Source organism: Variovorax sp. FG153, assembly GCF_057809595.1.
Genome location: NZ_JBMDKG010000003.1, coordinates 1 through 17,718, shown reverse-complemented (window position 1 = coordinate 17,718; position 17,718 = coordinate 1). Strand labels below are relative to the sequence as shown.

18 protein-coding genes and 1 riboswitch are annotated in these 17,718 nt (G+C 70.8%); of the genes, 12 read left to right on the top strand and 6 right to left on the bottom strand.

Annotated features, from left to right (window positions below; genetic code table 11):
- Positions 1-39: 39 nt before the first annotated feature.
- Positions 40-930, bottom strand: coding sequence for a dTDP-4-dehydrorhamnose reductase (rfbD, locus tag ACODT0_RS05330; RefSeq protein WP_422098118.1), 891 nt, complete (start codon positions 928-930; stop codon positions 40-42).
- The gene (gene rfbB / locus ACODT0_RS05325) at positions 927-1,997 is read right to left on the bottom strand and encodes a dTDP-glucose 4,6-dehydratase (protein WP_489040793.1); all 1,071 of its coding nucleotides are present in this window, start codon (positions 1,995-1,997) and stop codon (positions 927-929) included. Before rfbB ends, rfbD begins: the two co-directional genes overlap by 4 nt.
- 259 nt (positions 1,998-2,256) lie before the next feature.
- Positions 2,257-2,374: riboswitch (glycine riboswitch) on the top strand.
- An 88-nt stretch (positions 2,375-2,462) separates the two neighbouring features.
- Here rfbB and ACODT0_RS05320 point away from each other — a divergent pair.
- Positions 2,463-3,770 carry a D-amino acid dehydrogenase gene (locus ACODT0_RS05320; protein ID WP_489040792.1) on the top strand — a complete coding sequence of 436 codons (1,308 nt, stop codon included), beginning with the start codon at positions 2,463-2,465 and terminating at the stop codon, positions 3,768-3,770.
- A gap of 148 nt (positions 3,771-3,918) precedes the next feature.
- Here the strand turns inward: ACODT0_RS05320 and ACODT0_RS05315 are convergent, their stop codons facing one another.
- The 3 genes from ACODT0_RS05315 to ACODT0_RS05305 all read right to left on the bottom strand — a co-directional run bounded on the left by ACODT0_RS05315 (position 3,919) and on the right by ACODT0_RS05305 (position 7,526).
- Positions 3,919-5,196 carry an FIST signal transduction protein gene (locus ACODT0_RS05315; protein ID WP_489040791.1) on the bottom strand — a complete coding sequence of 426 codons (1,278 nt, stop codon included), beginning with the start codon at positions 5,194-5,196 and terminating at the stop codon, positions 3,919-3,921.
- A gap of 40 nt (positions 5,197-5,236) precedes the next feature.
- Complete coding sequence (locus tag ACODT0_RS05310) at positions 5,237-6,013, bottom strand: PhaM family polyhydroxyalkanoate granule multifunctional regulatory protein (protein WP_489040790.1); 777 nt, start codon at positions 6,011-6,013, stop codon at positions 5,237-5,239.
- Between the two features lie 70 nt (positions 6,014-6,083).
- Complete coding sequence (locus tag ACODT0_RS05305) at positions 6,084-7,526, bottom strand: aminotransferase-like domain-containing protein (protein ID WP_057590909.1); 1,443 nt, start codon at positions 7,524-7,526, stop codon at positions 6,084-6,086.
- 100 nt (positions 7,527-7,626) lie between these two features.
- Between ACODT0_RS05305 and ACODT0_RS05300 the strand changes: the two genes are divergently transcribed.
- From ACODT0_RS05300 to ACODT0_RS05255, 10 genes are all read left to right on the top strand, one after another.
- On the top strand, positions 7,627-8,226 hold the full coding sequence (locus ACODT0_RS05300; RefSeq protein ID WP_261214941.1) for a LysE family translocator: 600 nt from the start codon (positions 7,627-7,629) through the stop codon (positions 8,224-8,226).
- A gap of 7 nt (positions 8,227-8,233) precedes the next feature.
- Entirely contained in the window at positions 8,234-9,178 is a 945-nt protein-coding gene (locus ACODT0_RS05295; RefSeq protein ID WP_057590907.1) for a DMT family transporter, read from the top strand.
- Positions 9,179-9,254: 76 nt separating this feature from the next.
- Entirely contained in the window at positions 9,255-10,457 is a 1,203-nt protein-coding gene (locus ACODT0_RS05290) for an aminotransferase-like domain-containing protein (protein ID WP_057590906.1), read from the top strand.
- A gap of 25 nt (positions 10,458-10,482) precedes the next feature.
- Entirely contained in the window at positions 10,483-11,121 is a 639-nt protein-coding gene (locus ACODT0_RS05285) for a LysE family translocator (RefSeq protein ID WP_489040789.1), read from the top strand.
- 10 nt (positions 11,122-11,131) lie between these two features.
- The gene (locus tag ACODT0_RS05280; RefSeq protein ID WP_489040788.1) at positions 11,132-11,965 is read left to right on the top strand and encodes a PhzF family phenazine biosynthesis protein; all 834 of its coding nucleotides are present in this window, start codon (positions 11,132-11,134) and stop codon (positions 11,963-11,965) included.
- Between the two features lie 33 nt (positions 11,966-11,998).
- A complete protein-coding gene (locus ACODT0_RS05275; protein ID WP_057590903.1) occupies positions 11,999-12,640 on the top strand; it encodes a glutathione S-transferase family protein in 642 nt (213 codons plus the stop codon).
- 3 nt (positions 12,641-12,643) lie between these two features.
- A complete protein-coding gene (locus tag ACODT0_RS05270) occupies positions 12,644-13,567 on the top strand; it encodes a PhzF family phenazine biosynthesis protein (protein WP_489040787.1) in 924 nt (307 codons plus the stop codon).
- 17 nt (positions 13,568-13,584) lie between these two features.
- The gene (locus ACODT0_RS05265) at positions 13,585-14,277 is read left to right on the top strand and encodes a VOC family protein (protein ID WP_489040786.1); all 693 of its coding nucleotides are present in this window, start codon (positions 13,585-13,587) and stop codon (positions 14,275-14,277) included.
- Position 14,278: 1 nt separating this feature from the next.
- Positions 14,279-14,911: a LysE family translocator gene (locus tag ACODT0_RS05260; RefSeq protein WP_261214929.1), complete on the top strand. Its 633-nt coding sequence runs from the start codon at positions 14,279-14,281 to the stop codon at positions 14,909-14,911.
- Between the two features lie 5 nt (positions 14,912-14,916).
- Positions 14,917-15,882, top strand: a complete 966-nt coding sequence (locus ACODT0_RS05255; protein ID WP_209542446.1) for a threonine dehydratase — start codon at positions 14,917-14,919, stop codon at positions 15,880-15,882.
- A 28-nt stretch (positions 15,883-15,910) separates the two neighbouring features.
- Here ACODT0_RS05255 and ACODT0_RS05250 read toward each other — a convergent pair whose 3' ends face one another.
- Positions 15,911-16,738, bottom strand: coding sequence for a creatininase family protein (locus ACODT0_RS05250; protein WP_489040785.1), 828 nt, complete (start codon positions 16,736-16,738; stop codon positions 15,911-15,913).
- A gap of 64 nt (positions 16,739-16,802) precedes the next feature.
- On the opposite strand from ACODT0_RS05250, the gene ACODT0_RS05245 reads away from it, so the two are divergent.
- Positions 16,803-17,600, top strand: a complete 798-nt coding sequence (locus ACODT0_RS05245; RefSeq protein WP_489040784.1) for an SDR family oxidoreductase — start codon at positions 16,803-16,805, stop codon at positions 17,598-17,600.
- The last annotated feature ends 118 nt before the right edge of the window (positions 17,601-17,718 follow it).

The following is a 17,718-nucleotide window of genomic DNA, read 5'->3' as shown; positions in this document are numbered from 1 at the left end:
CTTCTCTTCAGGGGTTCGGGTCCGGCGCGCGATGCGCGCTCAGAGGATCTCGCGCAGCATGCGCGCGACGCCGTTCTGCCACGGCGGCAGCACCAGCCCGAAGGCGGCCTGCAGCTTCGAGGTGTCGAGGCGCGAGTTGTGCGGCCGGGTGGCCGGCGTGGGAAAGGCGCTGGTCGGCACGGCCTCGACCTGCTGCGGCCCGGCCTTGAGCTCGACACCGGCCTGCTGTGCGAGTTCGAGCACGTAGCGCGCGTAACCGTACCAGGTGGTCTCGCCGCCCGCGATCGCGTGATAGAGCCCGGCCTTGGACGGGTCCTGCAAGGTGGCGCGAATGGCATGGGCCGTGATGTCGGCCAGCAGCTCGGCACCGGTGGGGGCGCCGAACTGGTCGTCGATGACGGTCAGCTTGTCGCGTTCCCTGGCCAGCCGCAGCATGGTCTTGGCGAAGTTGCCGCCGCGCGCCGCATAGACCCAGCTGGTGCGAAAGATCAGGTGCTTCGCGCAGTGCCGCGCCACCAGTTGCTCGCCCTCGAGCTTGGTGCGGCCGTAGACGCTCAGCGGGCCGGTCGCGTCGGTTTCCTTCCAGGGCGCGGTGCCGCTGCCGTCGAAGACATAGTCGGTCGAGTAGTGGACCATCAGCGCGCCGATCTCCTGCGCGGCCTGCGCCACCACGCCGGGCGAGGTGGCGTTGAGCTTGCGCGCGAACTCCGGCTCGCTCTCGGCCTTGTCGACGGCGGTGTGGGCGGCGGCATTGACGATCACGTCGGGGCGCACCTGCCGCACGGTGTCGGCCAGCTGTTCGGGCCGGCTGAAGTCGGCGTGGAAGTCGGTGCTGTCGAAATCTAGCGCGACCAGTTCGCCCAGCGGCGCGAGGCTGCGCTGCAGTTCCCAGCCGACCTGTCCGCCCTTGCCCAGCAGCAGCAGCTTCATGCAGGGGCCTTCGCGTCGTACTGCTTCTCGACCCAGGCGCGGTAAGCGCCGCTTTGCACGTTGCGCACCCAGTCGCCGTTGGCGAGGTACCACTCGACCGTCTTGCGGATGCCGGTGTCGAAGGTCTCGGCCGGCTTCCAGCCGAGCTCGCGCTCGAGCTTGCGCGCGTCGATGGCGTAGCGGCGGTCATGGCCGGGGCGGTCGGTGACGTAGCTGATCTGCTCGGCATAGCCCTTGCCGTCGGCGCGCGGGCGCAGTTCGTCAAGCAGCGCGCACACGGTCTTCACGATCTCGATGTTCGGCTTCTCGTTCCAGCCGCCCACGTTGTAGGTCTCGCCGAGCCGGCCGGCCTCGAGCACGCGGCGGATCGCGCTGCAGTGGTCCTTGACGTAGAGCCAGTCGCGCACCTGCATGCCGTCGCCATACACGGGCAGCGGCTTGCCGGCCAGCGCGTTGACGATCATCAGCGGGATCAGCTTCTCGGGGAAATGGAAGGGGCCGTAGTTGTTCGAGCAGTTGGTGGTGAGCACCGGCAGGCCGTAGGTGTGGTGCCAGGCGCGCACGAGGTGGTCGCTCGCGGCCTTGCTGGCCGAGTAGGGGCTGTTGGGCTCGTACTTGTTCTCCTCGGTGAAGGCCGGGTCGGTCTTCGAGAGCGAGCCGTAGACCTCGTCGGTCGACACGTGCAGGAAGCGGAAGGCCGCCTTCGGATCGGCCGGCAGCGCGTTCCAGTAACCCCGCACCGACTCGAGCAGGCGGAAGGTGCCGAGCACGTTGGTCTGCACGAAATCCTCGGGGCCGTGAATCGAGCGGTCCACGTGCGACTCGGCCGCGAAATTGACCACCGCGCGCGGCTTGTGCTCGGCCAGCAGGCGGTCGAGCAGCGCGCTGTCGCCGATGTCGCCCTGCACGAAGACATGGCGCGGATCGTCCTTGAGCGAGGCCAGGGTCTCGAGATTGCCGGCGTAGGTGAGCTTGTCGAGGTTCACGACCGGTTCGTCGCCTTGCGCGATCCAGTCGAGGACGAAATTGGCGCCGATGAAGCCGGCGCCGCCGGTAACCAGGATCATGGAGTCCCCTGTGCTGTGTGATTGCTGAGTCGCGTGGTCGAAGCCTGCAGCCGCGCGGGCGCGGCCGGGCATGGATTATCCCACCCGTGCGCAAGGCCGAATCCCGGGGTTGGCCGGTGCGCAGGGCCCGCCTACAATCGCCACCCATTGCAGGAGAGCGGGCCGCATGCATCGCGCAGGCAGCCCCACCGAAGGCGCAAACTCCCATAAACGCTCAGGTCGGCTCCACGCTTCGCGCGGGACCTGTACTGCAACCACTGAAACGCCGTCTGGAGAGCCAGCACATCGCCCATCGCGGCCGTGCTGCGCCGAAGGAGCAAGTCCGCTGCAAGGTGCAGCGGATGAAACTCTCAGGTACCGAGGACAGGGGGAGCGGCAATTGGACGGCCGTCCGGTTGCGCGCTATCTATTCAGTAGCACGACCTTCAAGCCGTTCAAGCGCTTCGACCTCGAAAGGTACTTGAAATGCGCGTGATCGTATTGGGCGCCGGCCTGCTCGGCGTGACCTCGGCCTACTACCTCCAGCAACTCGGCCACGACGTGACCGTGATCGACCGGCAGGCCACGCCGGCCGCCGAGACCAGCTTCGCCAACGGCGGCCAGATCTCGGTGAGCCATGCCGAGCCCTGGGCCAATCCCAGCGCGCCGCTCAAGGTGCTGCAGTGGCTGGGCAAGGAAGACGCCCCGCTGCTGTTCCGCATCCGCGCCGACATGCGCCAGTGGCTCTGGGGCCTGCAGTTCCTGCGCGAGTGCACGCCCGCGCGCACGCGCCACAACATCGAGCAGATCGTGCGCCTGGGCACCTACAGCCGCGACACGCTGCAGCAGCTGCGCCGCGACACCGGCATCCGCTACGACGAGCGCACGCAGGGCATCCTGCACTTCTACACGACGCAAAAGGAGTTCGACGGCGCCCTCGCGCCCGCCGAGCAGATGCGCGCGCTGGGCTGCGAGCGCCAGGTGATCTCGGCCGACGAGGCCGTGAAGCTCGAGCCCGCGCTGGCCCATATCCGGCCCCGGCTGGCCGGTGCCACCTACACGGCCGAGGACGAATCGGGCGACGCCAACCGCTTCGCGCGCGAACTCGCGAAGCGCGCGGCCGAGGCCGGCGTGAAGTTCCTGATGAGCCACACCATCACCGCGCTGCGCGAGGTGGGCGGCGCCATCGACCACGTCGAGGCCACCGACGCCGAGGGCCGCTTCCAGCGCATCCGCGGCGATGCCTTCGTGATGGCAATGGGATCGCTGAGCCCGCTGCTGGCGGCACCGCTGGGCATCCGGCTGCCGATCTATCCGGCCAAGGGCTATTCGGTCACGCTGCCGGTCAAGGACGCGAGCAAGGCCTACCAGGTCTCGCTGACCGACGACGAATACAAGCTGGTGTTCTCGCGCTACACCTCGGAGTCGGGCGACCGCATGCGCATCGCCGGCACGGCCGAGCTCAACGGCTACGACCGCGACCTCAACCGCGTGCGCTGCGAAGCCATCGTGCGCCGCGTCGAGCAACTTTTCCCCGGCGCCGGCGACACCACGCAAGCCCAGTTCTGGACCGGCCTGCGCCCGGCCACGCCGAGCAACGTGCCGCTGATCGGCCGCACGAAACTCGCGAACCTCTACCTCAACACCGGCCACGGCACGCTCGGCTGGACCCATGCCTGCGGCTCGGGCAAGTCGATCGCGCGCATCGTGAGCGGGCTGGTGCCGGAGGTGGATTTCGCGTTCACGGGACTGCCCCGGCCCGTGGCGGGCGTGGCGCGGCCCGCGCTGGGCTGAGGCCCGGAAAGCGGGTTGCCGGACGCAGAGGACGCGAAGGTTTCGCGAAGGACGCAAAAGCAACCGCCAAGAAATTTCTTGATGGCCTTCTTTCGCGACTTCTGCGCTCCTTGGTCTTCCTTCCGCGTTCGGCTGTCCGATCCCGACTTCAGTCCGCCGTGAACACAGTCAGCACCCCCGTGTAGCCATACACGTGGTGCCGCGCGATCTCGCCCGCGGCGAAGAAGCCGACCAGCGGCACGTCGCCCAGCGCGTGGCGCACGATCTGCAGCTCGGCGCCGGGCGCGCCGAAGTGCGGGCCGCCGCGGCCCGAGCAGCTCACGTAGACGGCGCCGGCGATGCGCCGCGCGGGATGCGGTGCCGCCTCGGCCTCGCCGGCGGCGACGGCGCGCGCGGTGGCCAGGGTCTGTTCCTCGGGCTCGAGCTCCTCGCGGATCTCGGCGCAGATGCGCATCAGGTCGGCGCGCGCGGCCTGGGCGTTGCGGCGGCAGAAGCTCAGGCGCATGCCGGCCTCGGCCACGTCGGCGATCGCGATGCCGCGGCGCGTGGGGTCGAGGCCGATGATGCGGCGCACCAGCACGTCGGCGCCGAGGTCGCCGGTGCGGCGGATGCCATCGCTGCCAGCATCGACCAGGCCCACCAGGGTGGCGCGCACGGCCTCGATGGCCTCCTGCGGCCGCTCGAGCGAGACCTGCAGGTCGGCCAGCAGCACGTCGAGCGCGGGCTCGCCGTCGAGCTGCAGCACGAGGTTGCCGTCGGCCTCGGTGATCTCGCGCTCGCGCGCGCTGCCCGAGCGCAGCGGCTGGCAGCCCTGCGTGACGCGCGACACCAGCCGCACGCCCTCGCCGAACACCACGCCCGACAGGCCGCCCGAGAACACGCCGCCGGCCGCGCCCTGGCCGCGGATGTTGCCGTTGCCGCCGACCGCGAACTGCAACGCGCCGCCGCGGCCCGACGAAAGGCCGCCGAACAGGTAGCCGGTGTCGGTGCGCCCGGCCATCTCGCCGATGAGCTCGGTCAGGTCGGGGGTGGCGGGATCGGCATGCACCAGCGCCGTGTGGGCCTCGAAACCGCTCATCTCGGAGCTGGCGAGCGGCGCCACGCCCGAGAACACGCGGTACTGGTCGCTCGGCAGCGCGCAGAGCATCAGGCTCAGGCCGGGTTCGTCGAAGTACTCGGCATTGTTGGCCGACACGCCGACGCCAACGGTGCCGGCCCAGTCGGTCACCTCGGGCAGCTCGGCGCTCAGGTGGTCGAGGATCTCCTGCGCGTCGACCGCATAGTGGTCGGTGATGTAGAGCAGCCCGAGGGTGGGTGCCGAGGCGTAGTCGGGCAGCGCCATCTGCGCACGCAGCTGGGCCAGCACGAGGCCGGCCGCCATGCGCCATTGCGGATGGGTGGCGTGACCGGAGGGAAACAACTTCATCGTGCCAACCTGCTTCGTTCGATGTTCAGGACAAGGCGGCTCAGCGTCGGCCGCCCGTTCGCTTGCGGGCCGCGGGCGCCGCGGCCGGCTTCTTCGCCGCCGGTCGCTTGGCGGCCGTCGAGGCCTTGCGGGGGGTGGACTTGCGCGAGGCGCTCGCGGTTCCCATGGCCTTGCCGACGGCGTCGGCCAGCGGCTGGGTCACGGCCGGCATCTTGAGCTGGGCCGCGTCCTGCAGCGCGGTGCTCGCGATCTGCTGGAACTGTTCGGTCAGCGAGCCCCACCACTTGAGCGGGTCGACCGCGCCGCCGGCGGCATCGCCCGCGGCGGACTTGGCCGAGGCCTTGGCGGCCGGCCTGGCCTTGCGGCGCGACGGCGGTGCCTCTTCCTCCTCTTCCTCTTCCTCCGCGTCGAGTTCCTCTTCGTCCTCGAGCTCGACCTCGGGTTCGGGCGCCGCGGCTGCCGGCGCCGGGCTGACCGCCGCGGCCGCCGCATTCGCCTGCCGCGTGAACGCGCCCGCGAGGTCCTCCATGCGCACGTTCATGCCGCGCAGGGTGGACAGCGTCATCTTCTGCACCTCCAGCGCCTGAATCGTGGCCTTGAGCGCATGGCCGTTCTGCTCGAGCCAGTACTGCACCGTCTTGAGTTCCTGGATGCGCTTGTCGACCTCCTCGACGCTCATGGTGGGCGCCACCCAGCTCGCCATGCTCGGGATGCCGGGCACGGAACCGGCGCCGCTCGCGCCGGCCGCGAGGTTCTTGAGGAAGTCGAAGCCGGGTACGAACTGGCTGAAATCGAAGGGTTGGCTGGCTTTGTTCATGCGGCAGGTCTCCGGTCTGGCGGGTGTTGTGCTGCCAGCTTACTCCAAGGCAGGGCCCGCCCCGCCCGGCTCAAAGCTCGTCGCGCGTCCTGGCGAAGACCTTCCAGAAGCTCGCGTCCTGCGAGCTGGCGAAGTTGATGCGCATCAGCGTGGTGGGCGGCCGGCGCGCATGGAACAGCGAGCCCGGCGCCAACAGGTAGCCCTGGTCGAGCATGCGCTGGGTCAGCACGTCGGTGTCGACGCCGGTGTCGACCCAGCCGAACAGCCCCGCGGGCTCGGACGCGAAGGTGCAGCCGTGCGCCAGCACCAGCTTGGCGGCGCGCGCGCGCGCGCCCTCCAGCCGGATGCGCACGCGCTCCGAATGGCGCCGCAGCTGGCCCTGGTCGATGCACCACGAGAGCGCCCGCTCGAACAGCGCGGGCGAGGTCAGGGTGGCCAGCAGCTTGGTCTCGAGCAGCCGCTCCTTGAGCGCGGGCGAGGCGGCCAGGAAGCCGATGCGCCAGTTGGGCGCGAGGATCTTCGCGAAGCCGCTGACGTAGATGGTGCGCTGCAGCCCGTCGAGCGCGCTGAGCCGGGTCGCGTGCTCGGGCGCGAGGTGGCTGTAGGTGTCGTCCTCGACGATGTGGAAGTCGTGCTCGTTGGCCAGCTTCAGCACGCGGTGCGCGCTGTTGGGCGACAGGCTGTAGCCGGTCGGGTTGTGCAGCACGCTCACGCTGACGAACAGCTTCGGGCTGTGCAGCGCGCAGTACTGCGCCATCACGTCGAGGTCGGGCCCGTCGGCGCGGCGCGGCACCGGCAGGATGCGCATGCCCAGCGCCTCGAGGCGCGCGAACTCGAGCGCCCAGCCGGGCTCCTCGACCATCACCGGATCGCCGGCGCGCAGCATGGTGCGGCTCACGATGTCCAGCGCATGGGTGGCGCCGATGGTGGTCACGATCTGGTCGGGCGCGGCCGGCACGTTGATGCCCACCAGCTTCTGCGACAGGCTGCGTCGCAGCGCCGCGTCGCCCGCGGGCTCGCCGTACTGCAGCGACAGCTCCTGCAGCATCGCGGTGCTGGTCATGCGCCGCACCGCCGTCGGCATGAACGAGGAATCGAGCCAGTCGGGCGGGAACACGCCCATGCCGGGCTGCGGCTTGTCGCTCGGGCGGTGGAACATGCTGCGGATCAGCGAGCTGGCGTCGGCCGGCGTGCGCGAGGCCATCATCTGCGTGACCATCGACAGCGCGCTGACCTGCAGCGGGTCGCCGGGCGGCTGGGCCGGGTCGCGGCCGGGATCGCGGCCCGAATCGCGCACGAAGAAGCCGCGCTGGCGCCGCGCCTCCACCAGCCCGAGCGCCAAGAGCTGGTCGTAGGCGGCCACCACGGTGTAGGGGCTCACGCCCTGCTGGCGCGCGCACTCGCGCACCGAGGGCAGGCGCGCGCCCGGCAACAGCAGCCGGTTGCGGATGCGTTCGGCCAGGCGATCGGCCAGCTGGGCGGTCAGCGACTGGGACGAGGTTCGTGTCAGCATCGGCGTTCGATCTGTGTTGTACGCAAGCCCGATACAGATTGGCAGTGTGTACGACCATCTGTACTGGAACTGTAATGGTCCAAAGTTTAGAGTGTGTGTCATGAACTGGCAAGAATTCACCGCCCTGCTGGTGCTGGCCACGGCGATGAGCTTCTCGCCCGGCCCCAACACCACGCTGTCGACCACCCTCGCGGCCAACGGCGGCCTGCCGCGCGCGATGCGCTTCGTGGTCGCGGTGCCCGTGGGCTGGACCCTGCTGCTCGCGCTGTGCGCGGCCGGCCTGGGCGCGCTGGTGATGGCGGCGCCCGCGCTGCGCTGGGCCATCAAGGCGCTGGGCATCGCCTACCTGCTGTACCTCGCGTTCAAGCTCGCCACCAGCACCACGCTGGGCCGCGCCGACGATGCCAATCTGTCGGTCGGCTTCGTGCAGGGCGTGGCGCTGCAGTTCCTCAACATCAAGGCCTGGTTGCTGGCGCTCACGCTGGTGGCCGGCTGGATCGCGGGCCAGGCCGAGCCGCTGCACCGCTTCGCCATCGTCGCGCCCGTGATGCTGGTCTACGCCTTCGCGAGCAACTTCACCTATGCGCTGGCCGGCGCGCTGCTGCGCGAATGGCTGTCGAAGGGCCAGCGCCTCGCCTGGTTCAACCGCGCGATGGCCGCCGTGCTGGTGCTCACCGCCTGGTGGATGCTGCGCGTCTAGGTCCGCCATGAAGATCAAGGACGAAACCCTCGGCATGTGGCTCGGCGTGATCGGCGTGGCGCTGTTCGCGGTCACGCTGCCGATGACGCGGCTGGCCACCGGCACGCAGGCGCAGCCGCAGCTCTCGCCGTGGTTCGTCACGCTCGGCCGGGCCGCGCTCGCGGGCCTGCTGTCGGCCGTGTTCCTGCTGGTCACGCGCTCGCCGCGGCCGGCGCCCCACCAGTGGAGGCCGCTGGGCATCGCGGTGCTCGGCAACTGCATCGGCTTTCCGCTGCTGCTGGCCTATGCGCTGCGCGTGGTCACGGCCAGCCATGCGGCGGTGGTGACGGCGCTGCTGCCGCTGGTCACGGCCGCGGTTGCGGCCTGGGTGCTGCACCAGCGCGCGCGGCTCGGCTTCTGGCTCTGCGCCATCGCGGGCAGCCTGCTGGTGGTGGTGTTCTCGCTGGTGCGCGCAAGCCAGAACGGCCACGGCTTCGGTTTCGAATGGGCCGACCTGCTGCTGGTCGGCGCCGTGATCGCCGCCTCCTTCGGCTACATCTACGGCGCGCAGGTCACGCCCGCGCTCGGCGCCGAGCGCGTGATCTGCTGGGTCTGCGTGATGGCACTGCCGGTCACCCTGCCGGCCACGCTCGTGTTGTGGCCCGTGCAGCCGATCGCCACCGCCTCCTGGCTGGGCTTCGTCTACGTCGGCATGTTCTCGATGTGGATCGGCTTCTTCGCCTGGTACCGCGGCCTGGCCCTCGGCGGCGCGCTGCGCGTGAGCCAGACGCAGCTGCTGCAGCCCTTCCTCTCGATCCTGGTGTCGATCCCGCTGCTGGGCGAGCCGCTCGACGTGGTCACGCTGGGCTTCGCGGCCGCGGTGGTGGCCACGGTGGTGGTCGGCAAGCGGCTGTCGCAGCCGCCGGCGCCCGCCGCCCCCGCCATTCGCGGGCCCGTCGGCGCCGTGGACTGATCGCGCCCGCCGTCTTACCCTCGCATCCGCACCCCGTTCGTTCGCATCGCCCCTCACCGTCAGAAAGAAGACTCCCATGAACTGGAAACTCGCCGCCCGCGCCGCCAAGATGAACCCGTCGGTGCTGCGTGAAATCCTCAAGGTCACCGAGCGCCCCGGCATCATCAGCCTGGCCGGCGGCCTGCCCTCGCCCAAGACCTTCCCGATCCAGGCCTTCGCCGACGCCTGCGCCGAGGTGCTGCACAACGACGGCCAGGCCGCGCTGCAGTACGCCGCCAGCGAGGGCTTCGCGCCGCTGCGCCAGGCGGTGGCCGACATGCTGCCGTGGAACGTCGATCCCTCGCAGGTGCTGATCACCACCGGCTCGCAGCAGGGCCTCGACCTGGTCGCCAAGGTGCTGATCGATCCGGGCAGCAAGGTGCTGGTCGAGACCCCGACCTACCTCGGCGCGCTGCAGGCCTTCGGCCCGATGGAACCCAACCCCGTGGGCGTGGCCAGCGACGACGACGGCGTGATCGTCGAGGACCTGGTCGCCAAGGCCAAGGATGCACGCTTCATCTACCTGCTGCCCAACTTCCAGAACCCCACCGGCCGCACCATGACCGAGGAACGGCGCGCCGCCGTGTCGGCCGCCGCCGCCGCGGCCGGCCTGCCGATCGTCGAGGACAACCCCTACGGCGAGCTCTGGTTCGACGAAGCCCCGCCGCTGCCGCTGGCCGCGCGCAACCCCGAGGGCGTGATCTACCTCGGTTCGTTCTCGAAGGTGCTGGCACCGGGCCTGCGCCTGGGCTTCCTGGTGGCGCCCAAGTCCATCTACCCGAAGCTGCTGCAGGCCAAGCAGGCGGTCGACCTGCACACGCCGATCTTCACGCAGCGCATGGTGTCGGCCGTGATGAAGGACAACTTCCTCGAGCGCCACGTGCCCACCATCCGCGCGCTCTACAAGCGCCAGCGCGATGCGATGAGCGCCGCGCTCACGCGCGAGATGGCCGGCCTGGACGTGAAGTTCAACGCGCCCAAGGGCGGCATGTTCCTGTGGGCACGCCTGCCCGAGGGCATCGACACCGTGACCCTGCTGCCCAAGGCGGTCGAGCGCAACGTGGCCTTCGTGCCCGGCGCGCCCTTCTATGCCGGCGAAGGCGACGCGCGCACGCTGCGGCTGTCGTTCGTGACCGCGAGCGTCGAGGAGATCGACACCGCGATCGCCGCGCTGGCGCAAACGGTGCGCGAGGAGCTCGCGCTGGCCGGCGACAAGCAGCTCGCGGCCGCGCAGATCTGAGCGCGCGCAGCCACCGGAGCCTGTCTTGATCGGCCTCGCCACCCTCTCGCTGTTCCTGCTCGCGGTGCTGGCGCTGTTCCTGTCGCCGGGCCCGAACATGGCCTTCGTGCTCTCGCACGGCGTGGCCCATGGCCCGCGCGGCGGCTTCGCGGCGGCGCTCGGAATCTCGGCCGCCGACCTGGTGCACACGCTGTTCGCCGCCACCGGCGTGACCGCGCTGGTGGCCGCCTGGCCGCCGTCCTTCGACCTGCTTCGCTACGCGGGCGCGCTGTACCTGCTGTGGCTCGCCGCGCAGGCGCTGCGCAGCGGCGGCGGCCTGCGCCCGGGCGTGCAGGCGCGGCCGGCCGGCTTCGGCCGCATCGTGCGCATGGCCCTGCTGAACAACCTGGTCAATCCGAAGGCGCTGCTGTTCTTCATGGTGTTCCTGCCGCAGTTCGTCGATCCCGCGCGCGGCAGCGTGCCGCTGCAACTGGTGCAGCTCGGCATCGTGCTGTCGCTGGCGGCGCTGGGCTTCAACACCCTGCTGGGCGCCTGCAGCGGACAGGTCGGGCGCTGGCTGCAGCGCCGCCCCGGCGCCGAGAAATTCCAGCGCGGCCTGCTCGCCACCGTGATGCTGGCGCTCGCGGTGCGCCTGCTGTTCCTCGACCGACCCGTGCCGCGCTGAAAAGGTCCCCATGAATGTCCTGAAGATCGCGGCCTTCTCGGATGGCGAGCAAGGCGGCAATCCCGCCGGCGTCGTCATCGCCGAGGCCCTGCCACCCGAGGCGCGGATGCAGCGCATCGCCGCCGACGTGGGCTTCTCCGAGACCGCCTTCGCCGCGCGCACCGGCGACGGCTGGCGCGTGCGCTACTTCGCGCCGCAGTCCGAAGTGCCGTTCTGCGGCCACGCGACGATCGCGCTCGGCGCGGCGCTCGCGCTGCAGCACGGCGACGGCGTGTTTCCGCTCACGCTGAACCAGGCGCGGATCACGGTCGAGGGCCGCCGCAACGGCGCCACCGTCGAGGCCGCGCTGCAATCGCCGCCCACGCGCAGCGCCGCCGCCGTGCCGGCCCTGCTGTCGGCCGCGCTGGCGCTGTTCGGTCTCGACGCGGCCGCGCTCGATGCGCGCATCCCGCCGGCCGTCGCCCATGCGGGTGCCGATCACCTGGTGCTGGCGCTCGAGAGCCGCGCGGCGCTGGCGGCGATGCGCTACGAGCTCGAGGCCGGCCGCGCGCTGATGGCCCGCTTCGATCTCACGACCATCGTGCTGCTGCATGCCGAGAGCGCGCAGCGCTTCCACACGCGCAATCCCTTCGCTTCGGGCGGCGTCTACGAAGACCCCGCGACCGGCGCCGCCACCGCAGCGCTGGCGGGCTACCTGCGCGATATCGGCTGGCCGCACGGCGGCGCGATCGACGTGGTGCAGGGCGAGGACATGGGCATGCTGTCGCGCCTGCACGCCGGCATCCCGGCCGCGCCCGGCAGCTCGATCCGCGTCTCGGGCACCGCGCGCATCATGCGGGACTGACCCGAACACCCAATTTCAAGGAAAGACGACGACATGCTCAACATCTGGGGCCGCATCAGCTCGATCAACGTGCGCAAGGTGGTGTGGTGCGCGCAGGAACTCGGGCTGGACTTCCAGCGCACCGAGGCCGGCGGCCGCTTCGGCGTGGTGCAGACCGAGGAATACCTGGCACTGAATCCCAACGCCATGGTGCCCACCATCGACGACGGCGAGGGCGCGGAGCGCGTGGTGCTCTGGGAGTCGAACGTGATCGTGCGCTACCTCTGCGCCAAGTACTCGCACGGTGCCTTTTACCCGGCCGACCTGCCCGCGCGCTTCGACGCCGAGCGCTGGATGGACTGGCAGCAGACCACCCTCAACCGCGCGAGCCGCGATGCCTTCGTGCAATGGGTGCGCACGCCGCCGGCCGAACGCCAGCCGGCGCTGATCGAGGCCTCGGTGCGCGAGAGCGAGGCGCTGTTCGGTCTGCTCGACGCCCACCTCGCGCGCCACCCCTACATCGCCGGCGAGCGCTTCACCATGGCCGACATCCCGATCGGCTGCGAGGCGCACCGCTGGTTCAACCTGCCGGCCGCCGAGTACCGCCGGCCCGGCTGGCCGAATGTCGAGCGCTGGTTCAACGACCTGCTCCTCCGTCCGGGCGCGCGCGGCGTGCTCGATCTCCCTCTCGAGTAAGAAATGAAATCCCGCCCGTTCAAGCAAGTCGACGTCTTCACCGCCCATCCCTACTTCGGCAATCCGCTGGCCGTGGTGATCGATGGCAGCGAGCTCGACGATGCGGCCATGCAGCGCTTCGCGCAGTGGACCAACCTGTCCGAGACCACCTTCCTGCTGCCGCCCACCGATCCCGCGGCCGATTACCGGGTGCGCATCTTCACGCCTGGCGGCGAGCTGCCGTTCGCGGGCCATCCCACCATCGGCAGCTGCCATGCCTGGCTGCAGGCCGGCGGCCAACCCAAGGCCTCCGGCCAAGTGGTGCAGCAATGCGGCGCCGGCCTGGTGCCGCTGCGGCGCGAGGGCACGCGGCTGGCCTTCGCGGCGCCGCCGCTCAAGCGCAGCGCGCCGAGCCCCGCCTTGCTGGCCAAGGTGGCCGGCGCGCTGGGCCTGAAGGCGCAGCAGGTGATCGCCGCGCAGGTGCTCGACAACGGCCCGGTCTGGTTCGGCCTGCTGCTCGAGGATGCCGACGCCGTGCTCGCGCTCGCGCCCGACCATCGCGCGCTGAAGGAACTGGGCGTGAAGGCCGGCGTGGCCGGCGTGCCCACGGTGCACGACACCTCGCTCTTGATCGGCCGCTCGAACCGCGAGGCGCGCGCCTTCGGCAACCGCCCCGCCGTGCCGCTGGACGACGGCGCGAAGATCGACCTCGAGGTGCGCGCCTTCGCCGAGCCGGTCGGCGTGCAGGAAGACCCGGTCACCGGCAGCCTCAACGCCAGCCTGGCCGAATGGCTGATCGCCGACGGCCACATGCCCGCGCGCTACCTGGCCGCGCAGGGCCAGTGCCTGGGCCGCGCGGGCCGCGTCCACATCGAGCGCGACGCCGAGGGTCGGATCTGGGTCGGCGGCGATGCCGTGACCTGCATCGACGGCAACGTCACGCTCTGAACCCGGAAGACCGCGCCATGCACGCCGAAGTCGACCACCTCGTGATCGCCGCCGCCTCGCTGGCCGAGGGCGTGGCCTGGTGCGAGGCCACGCTGGGCGTGGTGCCCGCGCCCGGCGGCGCGCATCCGCTGATGGGCACCCACAACCGGCTACTGAAGGTCGCGAGCGAGACCTTTCCGCGCGCCTATGCCGAGATCATCGCGATCGAGCCGGGCAAGACGCCATCGCGCCCGAACACGCGCCGCTGGTTCGATCTCGACGATGCCGAGCTGCAGGCCGGGCTCGCTCGGCACGGCCCGCGGCTGATCCACTTCGTGGCGCACGTGCCCGATGCGCGCGCCGCCATCCAGGCCCTGGCGCGCGAGGAGCATGCGCACATCGACCGCGGCCACCTGCTCGAGGCCTCGCGCGACACCGCGGCCGGCCGGCTCGAATGGCAGATCGCGGTGCGCGACGACGGCCAGCGGCTGTTCTACGGCGCGCTGCCCACGCTGATCCAGTGGGGCCCGGTGCATCCGGTCGATGCCGTGCCGGCCTCGGGCCTCGCATTGCGCTCGCTGCATGCCACGCATCCGCGCGCGCCGGCGCTGTCGGCCGCGCTCTCGGCCATCGGCCTGCGCGCGCTGCAGGTCGAGGCCGGCCCACCGAACCTCGTGGCCGTGCTCGACACGCCGCGCGGCCCCGTCACCCTGGAATCCCGAGGACTCTGACATGCTGACCCTGACCGAAATCGCCTGGTTCGCGCTCGCCTCGCTGCTGCTCGCGCTCACGCCCGGGCCGAACATGATCTATTGCGTCTCGCGCACCCTGATCCAGGGCCGCCGCGCCGGGCTGATCTCGCTGGGCGGCGTGCTGATGGCCTTCCTGGTGCACCTGTGCGCCGCCGCGCTCGGGCTCACGGCGCTGCTGCTCGCGGTGCCGCTGGCCTTCGACGCGATCCGCTTCGCGGGCGCGGCCTACCTGCTGTGGCTCGCCTGGCAGGCGGTGCGCCCCGGCGGCGCGGCCCCCTTCGAGGCCCGCGCGCTGCCGGCCGACCCGCCGGGCAAGCTGTTCCGCATGGGCTTCCTCACCAACCTGCTGAACCCGAAGGTGGCGATGTTCTACCTCTCGTTCTTTCCGCAGTTCATCCATCCCGAGCGCGGCTCGGTGCTGCTGCAGAGCCTGCAGCTCGGCGCCGCGCAGATGGCCAGCAGCGCCGTGGTCAACACGGCGATGATCGTCGGCGCCGCGAGCATCACGGCCGTGCTGTCGAAGAGCGAAGGCTGGCTGCGCGCGCAGCGCTACGTGATGGGCAGCGTGCTCGCCGCGCTGGCGGTGCGTGTCGCATTGACCGAAAGAAAGTGACCACCATGCGATTCACCCGCGAAGAAATGGAAGCCGCGCTCGCCACCGTGCACGCGGCGATGCCGCCCACGCCGCAGTACGCCTGGCCGCTGCTCGAACGGCGCCTGGGCGCGAAGCTCTGGGCCAAGCACGAGAACCACACGCCGGTCGGCGCCTTCAAGATCCGCGGCGGCCTGACCTACTTCGAGACGCTGGCACGCGAGCGGCCCGAGGCGCGCCACGTGATCAGCGCCACGCGCGGCAACCATGGCCAGTCGCTGGGCTTCGCGGCACGCCGCCACGGCCTGGCCGCGACCATCGTGGTGCCGCATGGCAACTCGGTCGAGAAAAACGCCGCGATGCGCGCGCTCGGCGTCGAGTTGGTCGAGCACGGCGAGGACTTCCAGGCCGCGTCCGAGCATGCGGCCGTGCTGGCCGAGCGCGACGGCTTGCACCGCGTGCCCTCGTTCCACCGCGAGCTGGTGCGCGGCGTGTCGACCGCCTACGTCGAGTTCTTCGAGGCGCTGAAGCACGCGCCGCCCGACGTGCTGTTCGTGCCCATCGGCCTGGGCTCGGGCTTCGCGGGCGCGGCAGCGGCGCGCGCGCACTGCGGCGTCGCCACCAAGATCGTCGGCGTGGTATCGGCCCATGCCACCGCCTATCTCGATTCGTTCCGCGCGCGCAGTCCGGTCGAGTCGCCGGTCAGCACGCGCCTGGCCGACGGCATGGCCTGCCGCGTGCCCGTGCCCGAGTCGCTCGAGGTGCTGCTGCGCGAGGCCGACGACGTGATCGCGGTCAGCGACGAGGAGGTCGGCGAGGCGATGCGCATCCTCTTCAGCGACACCCACAACGTGGCCGAGGGCGCGGGTGCCGCCGCGCTCGCGGGCGCGCTTCAGCAGCGGGAACGCTGGCGCGGCAAGACGGTGGGCATCAGCCTGACGGGCGGCAACGTCGACTCGGGCATGTTCGCCGAGGTGCTGGCGAAGGCCTGAGCGCCCCCGCTCTTCTCTCGTTCTTTTTTCAGGACAGCGGGCCGGTGTTCGCGGTGCTCAAGGGCAGGCGCGACACCTCGGCCAGCAGCAGCGCGAGCTGCGCCGCCGCGGCATCGACGACCGCCTGGCCCGCCGGCGCCGTGGCCGCCGCCGCATTGCCCGCCGCGCCCTGCGCGTTGTAGTCCTCGATCGCCCAGCCCAGCTTCGCGCTCCTGCCGTTGCCGAGGATCGCGTAGTCGGCCGCGCGCTGCTCGGAGCTGGAGCGGAAATCCTGTGCCGCGTCCATGCGCACCAGTTGGGGCGCGAGCGCCAGCATCATCGAGGTCTCGATCTCGCCCGCATGCACGCCGAAGCGGTGCTCGTGCGCGCTGAATCGGGCGCCCGCCTCGCCCAGCGGCAGGTTGAACCAGCTCGCGGAATAGACGATCAGCCCGTGCGCGGCGCGCAGCTCGCGCGCCACGATGTCCATCGCGCCCACGTGGCCGCCATGGGCGTTGAACAGCACCAGCTTCTTCACCCCGGCGCGCGCCACCCCGGCGCCGATCTCGCTCCACATGCGGATCAGCGTCTCGGCCGACAGCGTGAGCGTGCCCGCGAAGCGCGCGTGCTCGGGGCTCAGGCCGATCTGCTGGGTCGGCAGGAACAGCACCGGCAGCTCCGCCGGCAGCAGCGGCAGCGCCGCCGCGACGATGCCGTCGGCCAGCACCGTGTCGACCCCGAGCGGCAGGTGCGGCCCGTGCTGCTCGGTGGCGCCCAGCGGCAGCACCGCCACCGTGGCTGCCACATCGAGCGCGGCGAAGTCGCGCGTGGACAGCTGTGACCAGAAGCGGGGCAGGGATACCGTGGGAGCGTTCATCCGGCGATCTTAGAGCGGTGATTCAATCCACGCGACTCCGCCAACCACCCACAAGGACACTCAGATGGATCTCGAACTCCAGGACCGCCACGTACTCATCACCGGCGGCAGCAAGGGCATCGGCCTGGCCTGCGCGCTCGGCTTCCTGCGCGAGGGCGCCCGCGTGAGCCTGGTGTCGCGCGATCCGGCCAACCTGGAACAGGGCCGCCAGGAACTGCTCGCGGCCCACGCGCAGGCCGAGGGCCGCGTCTCGCTGCATGCCGCCGACCTCAAGGACCCGGCGGCCGCCCTGGCCGCGCTCGACGCCGCCGAGCAGGCCTTAGGTGCCGTCGACGTGCTCGTGAACTCGGCCGGCGCCGCGCGCCGCACCCCGCCCGACGACCTCACGCCCGCCGCCTGGCACGACGCGATGGATGCGAAGTACTTCAGCTACATCCACATGATCGACCCGGTGGTCAAGCGCATGGGGCAGCGCGGCAGTGGGGCCATCGTCAATGTCATCGGGCAGGGCGGCAAGGTCGCGAGTCCCGTGCACATGGCCGGTGGTGCCGCCAATGCGGCGCTGATGCTGGTCAGTGCCGGGATGGCTGCGGCTTATGCCGCCAAGGGGGTGCGCGTGAATGCGGTGAATCCTGGACTCACGCTGACTGCGCGGTTGGCCGAAGGGATGAAGGCTGATGCGAAGCTGCAGGGCATCGATACCGACGAGGCGCTGAAGCGGGCCACCGCTCGGCTGCCGCTGGGGCGCATTGCTACGCCGGAAGAAGTCGCGAATACGGTGCTGTTTCTGGCTTCGGGGAAGGCCAGTTATGTGACGGGGGCGATCGTGGCGATGGATGGGGCGGTTACGCCGATGATTTGAGGGGCGTTTCGGCGGGCTGGTGCCTGGGTCTGCTTTGCGTTTTTTTGAGGCTGTTGGCCGGGACTCGCCCCGGCGGGCGAGTCACTTTCTCTTGTCTCGCCAAGAGAAAGTAACCAAA